Annotated in this window: 12 protein-coding genes and 2 tRNA genes; 10 read left to right on the forward strand and 4 right to left on the reverse strand. The window is 51.1% G+C overall.

Going from position 1 to position 13,343, the window contains the following annotated elements; translation table 11 throughout:
- The first annotated feature begins 176 nt into the window (after positions 1-176).
- The 5 genes from rho (at position 177) to ACTHUG_RS07590 (ending at position 4,099) form a co-directional block, all read left to right on the forward strand.
- Positions 177-1,436, forward strand: a complete 1,260-nt coding sequence (gene rho, locus ACTHUG_RS07570) for a transcription termination factor Rho (protein WP_003748836.1) — start codon at positions 177-179, stop codon at positions 1,434-1,436.
- 57 nt (positions 1,437-1,493) lie between these two features.
- Entirely contained in the window at positions 1,494-2,852 is a 1,359-nt protein-coding gene (locus tag ACTHUG_RS07575; protein ID WP_440386531.1) for a deoxyguanosinetriphosphate triphosphohydrolase, read from the forward strand.
- Between the two features lie 132 nt (positions 2,853-2,984).
- A tRNA-Arg gene (locus ACTHUG_RS07580) sits at positions 2,985-3,061 on the forward strand.
- 12 nt (positions 3,062-3,073) lie between these two features.
- Positions 3,074-3,148, forward strand: a tRNA-Glu gene (locus ACTHUG_RS07585).
- A gap of 393 nt (positions 3,149-3,541) precedes the next feature.
- Positions 3,542-4,099: a hypothetical protein gene (locus ACTHUG_RS07590; RefSeq protein ID WP_440386532.1), complete on the forward strand. Its 558-nt coding sequence runs from the start codon at positions 3,542-3,544 to the stop codon at positions 4,097-4,099.
- Positions 4,100-4,182: 83 nt separating this feature from the next.
- Here ACTHUG_RS07590 and ACTHUG_RS07595 read toward each other — a convergent pair whose 3' ends face one another.
- The 3 genes from ACTHUG_RS07595 to ACTHUG_RS07605 all read right to left on the reverse strand — a co-directional run bounded on the left by ACTHUG_RS07595 (position 4,183) and on the right by ACTHUG_RS07605 (position 7,512).
- Positions 4,183-5,493: an NCS2 family permease gene (locus tag ACTHUG_RS07595; protein ID WP_049333916.1), complete on the reverse strand. Its 1,311-nt coding sequence runs from the start codon at positions 5,491-5,493 to the stop codon at positions 4,183-4,185.
- A 229-nt stretch (positions 5,494-5,722) separates the two neighbouring features.
- Entirely contained in the window at positions 5,723-7,045 is a 1,323-nt protein-coding gene (gene miaB / locus ACTHUG_RS07600) for a tRNA (N6-isopentenyl adenosine(37)-C2)-methylthiotransferase MiaB (RefSeq protein ID WP_440386533.1), read from the reverse strand.
- Between the two features lie 71 nt (positions 7,046-7,116).
- Positions 7,117-7,512, reverse strand: a complete 396-nt coding sequence (locus ACTHUG_RS07605) for a hypothetical protein (RefSeq protein ID WP_004519559.1) — start codon at positions 7,510-7,512, stop codon at positions 7,117-7,119.
- Between the two features lie 198 nt (positions 7,513-7,710).
- Between ACTHUG_RS07605 and hemL the strand changes: the two genes are divergently transcribed.
- Entirely contained in the window at positions 7,711-8,994 is a 1,284-nt protein-coding gene (gene hemL / locus ACTHUG_RS07610; RefSeq protein ID WP_440386534.1) for a glutamate-1-semialdehyde 2,1-aminomutase, read from the forward strand.
- A gap of 78 nt (positions 8,995-9,072) precedes the next feature.
- Here the strand turns inward: hemL and ACTHUG_RS07615 are convergent, their stop codons facing one another.
- Positions 9,073-9,537, reverse strand: coding sequence for a universal stress protein (locus ACTHUG_RS07615; protein ID WP_315115703.1), 465 nt, complete (start codon positions 9,535-9,537; stop codon positions 9,073-9,075).
- Positions 9,538-9,723: 186 nt separating this feature from the next.
- Here ACTHUG_RS07615 and ACTHUG_RS07620 point away from each other — a divergent pair, with 186 nt between their 5' ends.
- The 4 genes from ACTHUG_RS07620 to brnQ all read left to right on the forward strand — a co-directional run bounded on the left by ACTHUG_RS07620 (position 9,724) and on the right by brnQ (position 13,307).
- Positions 9,724-10,500, forward strand: coding sequence for a tRNA threonylcarbamoyladenosine dehydratase (locus tag ACTHUG_RS07620; RefSeq protein WP_440386535.1), 777 nt, complete (start codon positions 9,724-9,726; stop codon positions 10,498-10,500).
- A 10-nt stretch (positions 10,501-10,510) separates the two neighbouring features.
- On the forward strand, positions 10,511-10,978 hold the full coding sequence (locus ACTHUG_RS07625; RefSeq protein WP_440386536.1) for a hypothetical protein: 468 nt from the start codon (positions 10,511-10,513) through the stop codon (positions 10,976-10,978).
- Between the two features lie 92 nt (positions 10,979-11,070).
- Positions 11,071-11,982, forward strand: a complete 912-nt coding sequence (locus ACTHUG_RS07630; RefSeq protein ID WP_440386537.1) for a segregation and condensation protein A — start codon at positions 11,071-11,073, stop codon at positions 11,980-11,982.
- Entirely contained in the window at positions 11,979-13,307 is a 1,329-nt protein-coding gene (brnQ, locus tag ACTHUG_RS07635) for a branched-chain amino acid transport system II carrier protein (protein ID WP_440386538.1), read from the forward strand. The genes ACTHUG_RS07630 and brnQ overlap by 4 nt, the downstream gene beginning before the upstream one ends.
- Positions 13,308-13,343 lie beyond the last annotated feature (36 nt).

Below are 13,343 nucleotides of genomic sequence, written 5' to 3' on the forward strand. Positions count from 1 at the left end.
ATTGCAAGGTAAGATTATGGTCTCGGCTCAGCGTTCGATTTAAAAATTTGACACCCTGCCTCCAACTGCCTAAAATTCAACTTTCTCAAAAATCTACCGTATCCTGCGGCACGATTTCATACTTTCAGACGGCCTTTGTGCCATCTCTCTGATACCATCCAAAATATATCAATACTATGCACGTTTCAGAACTCCAAACCCTCCACATTTCCAAACTCTTGGAAATGGCAGAAGAACATGGCATTGAAAACGCCAACCGTTTCCGCAAACAAGACCTCGTTTTTGCCATCGTCCGCCAGATGATGAAGCAGAATGTCAGCTTTACCTGTTCGGGCACACTTGAAATCCTGCCCGACGGCTTCGGTTTCCTGCGCAGCGCAGATACTTCTTATCTTGCCGGCCCTGACGATATTTATGTTTCTCCCACGCAAATCCGCCGCTTCAATCTGCACACCGGCGACACCATCGAAGGCAGCGTGCGCGTGCCGAAAGACAACGAGCGCTATTTCGCGCTTGTCCGCCTCGACACCATCAACGGCGATCCGCCCGAAGTCTGCAAACACAAAATTCTTTTTGAAAACCTCACGCCTTTATTCCCAACCGAACAATTCAAACTCGAGCGCGACATCAAAGCTGAAGAGAATCTGACCGGCCGCGCCATCGACTTGGTTTCCCCGATCGGTAAAGGCCAACGTGCATTGTTGGTTGCGCCGCCTAAAACCGGTAAAACCGTGATGTTGCAAAACATTGCCCACGCCATTACCGCCAATTATCCCGATGTCGAGCTGATTGTCCTGTTGATTGACGAGCGTCCGGAAGAAGTAACCGAAATGAGCCGTTCTGTACGCGGCGAAGTCGTTTCCTCTACGTTTGACGAACCGGCGCAACGCCATGTACAAGTGGCCGAGATGGTGATTGAAAAAGCCAAACGCATGGTTGAACACAAAAAAGACGTGGTCATCCTGCTGGATTCGATTACCCGTTTGGCGCGTGCCTACAATACCGTCGTGCCGACTTCGGGCAAAATTCTGACCGGCGGTGTCGATGCCAACGCTTTGCACCGTCCGAAACGCTTCTTCGGTGCCGCGCGTAATGTGGAAGAAGGCGGTTCGCTTACCATTATTGCGACAGCGCTTGTTGAAACCGGCAGCCGCATGGACGACGTGATTTACGAAGAGTTCAAAGGCACGGGCAATATGGAATTGCACCTTGACCGCCGTATGGCAGAAAAACGCCTGTTCCCGGCCATCAGCATCAATAAATCCGGTACGCGCCGCGAAGAATTGCTGGTGCCGAACGATCAGTTGCAACGTATGTGGCTCTTGCGTAAATTCCTCCATCCGATGGACGAAATCGAAGCGACCGAGTTTTTGGTGGGCAAACTCAAAGACTCCAAAAACAATGACGATTTCTTTGAATTGATGCGCGGTAAATAAACATAAGGCCGTCTGAATATGTTTCAGACGGCCTTTGCTTCATTTTAGGAAACGCTTATGAATACCCGAATGAATTGGCAAAACTTATTGTCCACCCAACGCTTCCGTCCCAAAAACGGCGAAATTGTGCCGACCGTTACCCCTTCGACTCAGGAAGGTGCCGATGCCTTGCGTACAGATTTTCACATCGATTACGACCGGGTTGTTTTTTCCGGAGCCTTCCGCCGCCTTGGCCGAAAAACGCAAGTGCATCCGCTGGCGCAACATGACTTGACGCACAACCGCTTGACGCACAGCGTTGAAGTTGCCAGCGTGGGCAGGAGCTTGGGCAACCGCGTGGGCGTGATGTTGCACAACGGCGGTTTTCTGCCGCAGGGTAATACGCCCAGCGATATTGGTGCCGTGGTGCAGGTTGCCTGTTTGGCGCATGATTTGGGCAATCCGCCGTTTGGCCATACTGGCGAAGATGCTTTGCGCGATTGGTTCAGACGGCCTGAACATCAAATTTATCTGAACACATTAAACGAAGCGGAACGCAACGATATTCAAACTTATGAAGGCAATGCGCATAGCCTGCGTATCGTCGCCAGTCTTGAAATGTATCCCGAGGCGGGCGGAATGCGCCTGACTGCGGCAGCCATCGGCGCATTGCTGAAGTATCCGTGGACAACGCAACATCCAAACGGCAGAAAGAAATTCAATATTTATCAAACCGAGTTGCCGTTTATCCGTCAAGTTGCCGACGAATTGGGGCTGGTTTCCGCGGGAGTAGATAGCTGGGCGCGCCATCCTTTGTCTTATTTGATGGAGGCCGCCGACGATATTTGCTATGCCTTGCTGGACTTGGAAGATGCCGTTGAATTGGATTTGCTCACGGATACGGAAGTAGAAAGTATTTTGTCCGAGCTGACCTTTGCCGAAAGCGCGTGGCACGCCAGCTCTAGCCGTCAGCGTTGCGCCATGTTGCGCGGCATTGCGATCGGCAAGGCGATTGATGATGTCGCACAAACCTTTATGCTGCATCAGTCTGATTTACTGGACGGAACATTCAAAGGCAAAGATTTGCTGGCTTTGTGTAGCCCGCAAGTGCAAAATACTTTGGCAAAAGCAAAAGAATTGGCGCAAACACGGATTTTCCGCCATCACACCAAGCTCTTGACCGAAATCGCCACGTTCCCATGCTTAGGCTCTATCTTGGATTTGCTCGTCCCTGCCGCTTATGCCCTGATTGCTGAAAAACAGCTGGCAACACGCCAGTCTTTGGCGTTGGAATTATTGAAAAAGCACAATCCGATTCTTCCTGAAGACAGTCTGTATCAGGCCTATATGAAGATTTTGGATTTTGTCGGCGGCATGACCGATAACTCCGCCGCCAAAATGGCGCGGGATTTGTCAGGAGTAGGGATTTTACGTTAATTTTATATTGTTTAATTTCAATCATTTAATTAAAAATATAAAAAATATCTGCGAAAAGAGTAGACAGGTTTCAGTAAAGCCTATATTATTCGGTCTTCTTGATTCACAACGCACTTGCGAAGTGATGAGGATGCACCCGTAGCTCAGTTGGATAGAGTATCTGGCTACGAACCAGAGGGTCGGGCGTTCGAATCGCTCCGGGTGCGCCACAAGATTTATATGCGCCCATCGTCTAGCGGTTAGGACATCGCCCTTTCACGGCGGTAACCGGGGTTCGATTCCCCGTGGGCGTGCCAGTTTTCAAAAAAACGCAATCTGTTTCAGATTGCGTTTTTTTATTGCATTTACTGTTTGTGTTCTAAGGCCGTCTGAAACGCTCAGAAACTCAAGAGGCAGAGTGTGTAAAATCAATTGCCCAGACTTTTCGTCGTTTCTATGCGTTTTTCAATGTTATTTTACTATTGTCAAAACCCGATTTATTGACAATAGTATTCATCTTAAAAATTCCCAAACCTGAATTTACATGATTTCATATTTATAATTTCTTGATTTTATAAAATAAAAATATTTATTTGAACTTTTCCTAAAAAATGCCGTCTGAGATAAAGACAAGACGGAATATCTCTGTTAATGTGTAAATGTCAGCCGGCGTTTGCCGGTTTTTTATTGAAACCATTTGGGAGTCAATTATGAATATGAATGTTAAATTAATCGTTCCTGCCGTTTTGGCGGCTGTTGCCCTGACTGCATGTAGCAGCGGTTCTAAAGCCAAACCTGAAGCTAAAGCTGCGCCTACTGCGCAACAACAAACTCAAGCTCAGGCTCAACAAGCTCAAGCTCCAGTACCTAATACTTTGAAAGTGGACTCTATCGACGGTACTAAAGAAGTTCACTACAAATGCGGTAAAGACGGCAAAGAGCCTCTGAGCGTCATGTACGGCTTCAAAGGCAACGAAGTTGTTGCTGCCCAAGTAAAATACAAAGGCCAAGTCACTGAAAACCTGTTCCGTATCACCGACAGCAGCAAAGATGTAAATGCATTCTGGGGTGGCAACGTTGCTTGGATTGCTGAAGCAGCTACTGCAGCCAACGTGGACAAAGTTGACGGCAACATGTTGACTATCCGCGGTACTACCGAAGTAAACGGCAAACAAGAAGTGGTTGACCAAATCGCTACCCGCTTCTGCGCATTGGACAAAGGCGCGAAAGCTGCCGCTAAACCAGTCGCTAAAAAAGTGAAAAAATAACCTTTTACCGACAGCTTTAAACGCTGGGTAAAATAAAACAGGCCGTCTGAAAGGTTTTCAGACGGCCTATTCTTTTGAACAGTTTAACCCAAGAACCAGAATTTCAATGCCCACAATACGGCAACAATCCATACCATAGGCGGTACGTCTTGGGTGCGGTTGCACAAGAGTTTGATGAGTGCGTAGCTGATAAAGCCAAACGCAATACCGTCGGCAATCGAATAGGTAAACGGCATAAAGACGATGGTCAGGAATGCCGGTGCGGCTTCGGTCATGTCGTCCCAATCGATTTCGCGCGCGCTGCGCAACATTTGCGCGCCAACATAGAGCAGGGCGGGAGCGGTAGCGAATGCAGGAATGCTTTGAACCAGCGGGGAGAAAATCAGGCAGGCCAGCATCAGGACGCCGACGGTAACGGCAGTCAGGCCGGTGCGGCCGCCGGCAGAAACGCCTGCCGCGCTTTCAACGTAAGGGGTGGTAGAAGAAGTACCCAAGGCGGCGCCTGCAACGATGGCGGTTGAGTCGGCAAGCAGGGCGCGTTTCAAACGTGGCAGTTTGCCGTCTTGCAACAGGCCTGCGCGGTGGGAAACGCCGACCAATGTGCCGGTAGAGTCAAACAGGTCAACCAGGAAGAATACAAAAATCACGCTGACCATGCTGACGGTGAACAAGCCTTTGAAGTCCATCTGCATGAAAGTCGGCGCAATGCTCGGAACTTCGCCGACCACGCCTTTGAACTCGCTCAAGCCCAAGACGGTGGAGACGGCAGTCAGCGTCAGAATGGTAATGATGATGGAGCCTTTGACGCGGAAGTGGCCGAGTGCAACCACCATGACAAAGCCTGCCATCGCCAGCAGGGCGGTAGGCTGGTGGATGTCGCCCAAACCGACCAATGTGGCAGGATTAGCCACAATCACGCCTGCGCCTTTGAGTGCAATCAATGCCAAGAAGAGGCCGATACCTGCGGCAATCGACATTTTCAAGCCCATAGGCAGGGCGTTGACCAGCATTTCGCGCACTTTAAAGAAGCTGAACAGGATGAAAATGATGCCTGAAATGAAAACGGCACCCAAAGCCACACGCCAGTCCACGCCCATGCCTTTGACGACGGCAAAGGTAAAGTAGGCGTTCAAACCCATGCCCGGAGCGAGGGCGATCGGGTAGTTGCCGACAAAGCCCATCACGAAACAGCCGATGGCGGAGGCGATACAGGTGGCCACAAATACTGCGCCCATATCCATGCCGGTTTCACCCAAAATCAGGGGATTGACGATGATGATGTAACACATGGCGAGGAAGGTGGTCAAACCGGCCATGATTTCAGTGCGGACGTTGGTCTGATTGGCGCTCAGGTTGAACAATCGTTCCAAAACGCTTTGATTTGAAGAACTCATTTAAAAATATTCCTTTTGGGAAAGCCGCTTGCGGGACGGCATCGTCGGATTGGTCTGCAAAAAGTTTGGTTTTTGGCCTTAACTTCTCAACAGATAAGGGAATTTTCGGGCGGTATTATACTGAAAAGCCTTTTGTTCGGGTAATAAAAATACATGAATCAGATAATGCCGTGACGAACCAAGATAAAGGCCGTCTGAACAGTTTCAGACGGCCTTTGTTTGTGTGTGCTTATACCGGTTTGCCTTTCAAGGAGAAGGTGTAGGCTTCGGTGATTTCCAAATCGATCATTTGGTTGATCATGTCGGGTGTGCCGGTAAAGTTGACCACGCGGTTGTTGGCGGTACGGGCTTGCAGTTGGTCGGGGTCTTTTTTGGAGATGCCTTCGACCAAGCAGCGTTGAACCGTGCCGACCATGGTTTGGTTGATGCGCGCGGTTTCGGCTTCGATGACTTCGTTCAAAGCTTCGAGGCGGCGCACTTTTTCTTCGTGCGGCGTGTCGTCGTGCAGGTTGGCGGCAGGTGTACCGGGGCGCGGGCTGTAAATAAAGACGAAGCTCAAGTCGAAGGCGATGTCTTTGACCAGTTTCAAGGTTTGCTCGAACTCGCGCTCGGTCTCGCCCGGGAAGCCGACGATAAAGTCGGAGCTGAGGCACAAATCAGGACGGATGGTGCGCAGCTTGCGGATGATGGATTTGTATTCCAAGGCGGTGTAACCGCGTTTCATCGCGCTCAATACGCGGTCGGAACCGCTTTGAATCGGCAGGTGCAGGTGGGAAACCAGCTTGGGCAGGTCGCGGTAGCACTCGATAATCGCGTCGGTAAATTCGCGCGGATGGCTGGTGGTAAAGCGCAGGCGTTCGATGCCCGGGATTTCGTGGACGATTCGCAACAAGGTGGCGAAGTCGCAGATTTCACCGTTTTCCATCTCGCCGCGATAGGCATTGACGTTTTGGCCTAAGAGGTTGATTTCTTTAACGCCTTGTTGCGCCAAACCGGCAATCTCGGTCAATACGTCGTTGAGCGGGCGGGAGAATTCTTCGCCGCGGGTGTAAGGGACGACACAGTAAGAGCAGTATTTGGAACAGCCTTCCATAATGGAAATGAATGCCGAGCCGCCTTCTACGCGCGCAGGCGGCAGGTGGTCGAATTTCTCGATTTCGGGGAAGGAAATGTCGATTTGAGACAGGCCGGTGGTTTCTTTATCGACGATGAGTTTGGGCAGGCGGTGCAGTGTTTGCGGGCCGAAAACCACGTCCACATACGGAGCGCGTTTGACGATGTTTTCGCCTTCTTGAGAGGCAACGCAGCCGGCAACGCCGATGATTACGTTTGGGTTTTTCTCTTTGAGCGGGCGGACGCGGCCTAAGTCGGAGAAGACTTTCTCTTGTGCTTTTTCGCGCACGGAGCAGGTGTTGAACAAGATGATGTCGGCGTCGTCAGGTTGGGTAACCTGCTCGATGCCGCCGTGTTCTTCGGCGAGGACGGACAGCATTTTTTCGCTGTCATACTCGTTCATTTGGCACCCGAAGGTGCGGATAAATACTTTTTTCATGGTTTGTTTTGATTGACTTGCTTGTTGTAAAAGGGTTCAGACGGCCTGTGAATACCCGGGCCGTCTGAAAGTTATTCTTCCGCCTGTTTTTGCGCTTTGGCGTGTGCGGCAAACCTGTCGGCCTCGGCGTCGGTCAGAATCCAGATTTCGCGGACGAGGCGGCTCTCTTCGTTGTATTTGAACGCGACGGCTTTACCGGTTTGATTCAGCAGGCGGCCCATGGGGATGAAACGGTCATTTTCATCGTGGATTTTGGTGAAGCGCGTGATTTGCAGTTTGGCCGCATTACCGTCCACAATGCCCAAGGTCAGCAGGCGCGTCCAAGAAAAACCGCCTTTGCTGACTTTCAGATAAGGCAAATCGACAGTCTTTAAGACGGCCACGTCCATATCGTCAGGCAGGCTGCGTTGTGCATGGACGAGGGAGGACGCCAAAAGGGCGAGGCTGAGTATGAATCCGCGTAACATGATGCTTTTCTTTTATTGTTTCAATAGGTCGCGGATTATAGCACAAGCAGGAAAAATGTGGATAGAGTGTTTGTTTTTAAAGAATAATTTTGATTTTGCGCCCGATTCTTATTTTGAAGCTTGGGCCGTCTGAAAAGGATTTGGTGTTAAAATGGCATCAATTTGATTTTCAGACGACCTCTTACGAAAGAATTGACCATGAACCGTAATGAAAGCTTGTTCAACCGCGCCAAAGCCATTATTCCCGGCGGCGTGAACTCTCCTGTGCGCGCATTCGGCAGCGTCGGCGGCGTACCGCGCTTTATCAAAAAGGCAGAAGGCGCGTATGTTTGGGACGAAAATGGCACGCGTTATACCGACTATGTCGGCTCTTGGGGCCCTGCGATTGTCGGCCACGCCCATCCTGAAGTCATTGAAGCCGTGCGCGAAGCGGCATTGGGCGGTTTGTCGTTTGGTGCGCCGACTGAAGGCGAAATTGTCATTGCCGAAGAAATCGACAAAATCATGCCGTCGGTCGAGCAGCTGCGCCTTGTCAGCTCCGGTACGGAAGCGACGATGACCGCCATCCGTCTGGCACGCGGTTTTACCGGCCGCGACAAAATCATCAAGTTTGAAGGCTGCTACCACGGCCATTCCGACAGCCTGTTGGTGAAAGCAGGCAGCGGTCTGCTGACGTTTGGCAATCCTTCTTCCGCCGGTGTGCCTGCCGACTTTACTAAACACACCTTGGTACTCGAGTACAACAATATCGCCCAACTGGAAGAAGCCTTTGCCCAAAGCGGCAATGACATTGCCTGTGTGATTTTGGAGCCATTTGTCGGCAATATGAATCTGGTTAGGCCGTCTGAAGCCTTTGTCAAAGCCTTGCGCGAATTGACCGAAAAACACGGTGCCGTGTTGATTTACGACGAAGTGATGACCGGCTTCCGCGTGGCGCTGGGCGGCGCGCAATCTTTGCACGGCATCAAACCCGATTTGACCACCATGGGCAAAGTAATCGGCGGCGGTATGCCTTTGGCGGCGTTCGGCGGCCGTAAAGACATTATGGAATGTATTTCCCCGTTGGGCGGCGTGTATCAGGCAGGTACATTGTCCGGCAACCCGATTGCGGTTGCGGCCGGTTTGAAAACGCTGGAAATCATTCAGCGCAAAGGCTTCTATGAAAACCTGACTGCCCTGACCCAACGCCTCGCCAACGGTATCGCCGACGCGGCCAAAGCGCATGGCGTTGAATTTACGGCGGACAGCGTGGGCGGCATGTTCGGTCTGTATTTTGCCAACCATGCACCGCAAAACTACGCCGACATGGCGCGTTCCAATATCGACGGTTTCAAACATTTCTTCCACGGTATGCTCGACCGCAATGTCGCATTCGGCCCGTCAGCTTATGAAGCCGGCTTTGTTTCCGCCGCGCATACGCCCGAGCTGATTGACGAAACCATTGCTGCGGCACACGAAGTATTCAAAGAAATGGCAAAATAAAAGCTGAAGCTGTCATGTGAAAAAAGGCCGTCTGAAAAATATTCAGACGGCCTTTCGCTATTTTAAATCAATGCTTGATTATGCTTCTTCGGCTTTGCTGCGGATAATCAGCAGAGGCAGGTGGCTTTGGCGCATTACGGTTTCGGCAAAGCTGCCCATCAGCAGGTGCATCAGGCCGGTGCGGCCGTGTGTGCCGAGTACCAGCAGGTCGGCGCCGTTTTCGTCGGCGTAGTCAACCAAGTCTTGCGCCATTTCGCGCGCGCCTTTGTTGGCAATCAACAGGTGTTTCACGATGTTTTCAACGCCGTTTTCACGCGCTGTTTTTTCTGCGAAATCCAAAACTTCGTTGCCTTGGGCAACGGCGGCGGCTTCGTAGCTTTCGTGTTGCAGGAATTCAGGAGCCAAAGCCATGTATTCGGCAGGGTTGGCAACGTGAACCAAAGTCAGTTGGGCTTTGTTGAGGCTTGCCAGTTCGGCGGCGTGTTTCAATGCATTGAGGGAGGTCTCGCTACCGTCAACGGCTACAACCAGATGTTTGTACATATTCATTCTCCTTTTGCGCCGAGTAGCGGCACTTTCGTTTAATATGAAATCAGAACTTGTCTGAATGTGAAACGATTATAAACTCTTTCGGGCAGGTACAACAGCCCATCTGCTTTCAAGTATAATGTCTGTCCAAATCGCCTGTCGCGTTTTTCATTAATTTATTGATATATCACAAGGTTACTTATGCAGGACGCCGCTTTTCTTTCTTCGCGCCGCTTTGGCGGCATTGCCAGACTTTACGGAGACGAAGCGCTGGCGCGCTTTTCGCGCGCGCATGTGTGCGTGGTCGGCGTCGGCGGCGTCGGCTCGTGGGCGGTGGAGGCGTTGGCGAGGAGCGGCATCGGTCGTTTAACGCTGATTGATTTGGACAATGTTGCCGAATCCAATGTCAACCGCCAATTGCATGCCTTGACCGATGATTTCGGTAAGGCAAAGGTTACCGCTTTGCGCGAACGCATTGCCCAAATCAATCCGCAATGCGAAGTGACGGAAATTGAAGATTTTGTGACCGAAGACAATCTGGACGAGCTTTTCAGACGGCCTTTTGACTTTGTCATCGACGCCATCGACCAAATCCGTGTCAAAGCGGCGATGGCGGCGTATTTCGTGCAACATAAACAACCGTTTATTATCAGCGGCGGCGCGGGCGGACAGAAAAATCCGGCTTTAATCCAAACCGCCGATTTGAGCCGCGTTACCCACGATCCGCTGCTTTCCAACCTGCGCTACACCTTGCGCAAACGCTACGGCTTCAGCCGCGATACCAAAGAAAAAATGCGCGTGCCTTGCGTTTATTCAACCGAGAATATTACGCCGCCGCAATCCGGCGAAGCGTGTTCGACCGATGCCGCGCCGCAAGGTTTGTCCTGCGCGGGCTATGGGGCGAGTATGCTGGTAACGGCTGCGTTTGGGCTGTATTGTGCGCAGGCTGCGGTGGAGCATATCGCAGGGCGGAAGTGAGGGGTAGGAAATGGGTAAGAGCCGATTTTTTAAAGCCTACTTTATCGCCAGTCTGATTTATGCGGTATGGTTCGGCGTGTTGATGTATGCTGTCGATCCGATGTTTCTCGATGTGATGGAATGCAATACGCTGCCCGGCGATTATTTGTGTGTGCAAAGCGGTTATACCCGCCCGTTCACCACTTTTCTTTATCCGTTTCTGTCCGTCGTGATATTCAGCCTTTTGCACGCCGGTATCATGAAATGGCGCAAACGCCGTTCGGTTAAAATGATTTGGCTTTTGGTCGGCTGCGAAAGTTTGCTGTTGTCGGCTTTGATGGTGGCGATGCTGGCGAGAGATGGTTTTGTGTTGTCCCGAGATATCGGCTCGGTACTGACGGGTACAGTTTTCGCCAGCCTGCCGCTGTTGGGCATGGCCTTGGCTCAGACCTTTGCCGTCGCCATCGTTTCTTTGCAAATCAATCGTAAAAACCGCTGATTTTTATATTAAAAACGGATCGTCCTCGTTTCAGACGGCCTTTTGTTGATGAAACTTCTTACTAAACTTAAAAAGAAAAAGACCCTTTAACCATGCCTTCAGAACACCTTATTTCTTCCACTACCGCAACGCCGTCTGAACATACCGTTGCGTGGGTGTTCGGTCAGCCTGTTACCGATTTGCCGCAGGATTTGTTTATTCCGCCCGATGCGTTGAAGGTGGTATTGAGCAGCTTCCAAGGGCCGTTGGATTTGCTGCTGTACCTTATCCGCAAGCAAAATATCGATGTCCTCGATATTCCGATGGTGAAGATTACCGAGCAGTATCTGCACTATATTGCCCAAATGGAGGCATATCAGTTTGATTTGGCGGCGGAATACCTGTTGATGGCGGCGATGTTGATTGAAATTAAATCGCGCCTGTTGTTGCCGCGTCCTGAAGAAGTTGAGGATGAAGAGGCGGACCCGCGTGCCGAGCTGGTGCGTCGTCTGTTGGCTTACGAACAAATGAAACTGGCGGCTCAGGGCTTGGACGCATTGCCGCGTGCCGGACGTGATTTCGCTTGGGCGTATTTACCGCTGGAAATTGCGGTCGAAGCGAAGTTGCCGGAAGTGTACGTTGCCGATTTGACGCAGGCTTGGTTGGGTATTTTGTCGCGCGCCAAGCATACGCGCAGTCATGAAGTGGTGCGGGAAACCATTTCCGTGCGCGCGCAGATGACGGCGATTTTGCGCCGTTTGAACGAAAGTGGCATCAGCAAATTCAGCGATTTGTTTAAGCCGGAGCAGGGCGCGACGTATGTGGTGGTCAATTTTATTGCATTGCTGGAATTGGCCAAAGAAGGCTTGGTGCGTATCGTACAGCCTGAAAATTATGGCGAAATCGAAATCAGCCTGAAAGACGGTTTGGAAACAAACGAAGCCGAAATGCTTTCAGACGGCCTTGAAATCGATGAAACCGATGAAGCCGATAACGGTTATTTGGAAAAAGAGAATTTAAGATGAATTCGACGACAAGTCGCAGCAAGGCCTCTTTATGGGCGGTGGGTTTGATGCTGTTTGCGCTGTTTTTCGGCGCGGGTAACTTAATTTACCCGGCTTATTTGGGGCAGCAGGCAGGCGAAAACTGGCTTTCAGCAATGTTCGGCTTTTTGTTGACCGGGGCGGGGTTGCCACTGCTGGGCGTGATTGCCGTCGGCTATTCCGGCTCGCGTGATGTGGAAGCGCTGGCTTCCCGTGTTGCGCCTTGGTACGGCGTGACTTTTGCCGCCGCGCTTTATTTGGCAATCGGCCCCTTGTTTGCCATGCCGCGTACGGCAACGGTATCTTTTGAAACCGCCATCTCTCCTTTCATCGATGAATCTTGGAAAAACATCGCATTGGCCGTATTCAGCCTGGTGTTTTTCGGCATGACTTATTGGCTGTCGATTTCTCCGGGTAAGCTGGTTGACCGTATCGGTAAAATCCTTACGCCCGTTTTATTGCTGGCAATTGCAATATTGGTCGGCTATGCCGCTATCAACCCGATGGGCGTGCCACAGGCAGCGCAAGGCGATTTTGCCACTCATCCGTTGGTTAAAGGTATTTTGGAAGGCTACGGCACCATGGACGCGCTGGCTTCGCTGGTGTTTGCCATTATCGTCATCGATGCCGTTCGCGCCATGGGCGTGGACAACCGCGCGGATTTGCTGAAGACCACGACGATTTCCGGTGTGTTGGCGGCTTCCTGCCTGGCAGTGGTTTACCTGTTTATCGGCTATATGGGCGCGACAGGTGTGGCCGGTATCGGCTTGCAGGAAAACGGCGCGTTGGTTTTGTCTAAAACCGCACAGCATTATTTCGGTACGGCCGGTATTGTGTTGCTTGGCGTCATGGTGCTGCTGGCTTGTCTGAGTACTGCGGTGGGTTTGATTACTTCATGCGCCGAATATTTCAACCGTCTTTGCCCGGGTATTTCCTATAAAGTCTTTGTGATACTGAATACGGTGGTGTCTATCCTGTTGGCCAATAAAGGCCTGTCAGCGATTTTACATTTTTCTATTCCAATGTTGATGCTGTTGTATCCGCTGACTATCGTCATCATTCTGCTGGCTTTGACGGATAAACTGTTTGGCGGCGGCCGTATTGTCTATTTCTGCACCATGATGGCGGCCCTTGTAGTCGGTCTGCTCGATGCCTATAAAGCTGCGTTTGGATTGGATGCCGACACCGCTGCCGCCATCGAGCGCGCATTGCCGTTTTACAATATCGGTTTGGGGTGGGTTGTTCCTTCTTTAGCCTGTTTTATACTCGGCTGCATTTTGAATGCGGCGTTGAAGAAAAAAGCATGACGATAAACAGGCCGTCTGAAATGTTCAGACGGCCTG

This window comes from Neisseria sp. P0022.S009 (genome assembly GCF_051956675.1).
GTDB lineage: Bacteria > Pseudomonadota > Gammaproteobacteria > Burkholderiales > Neisseriaceae > Neisseria.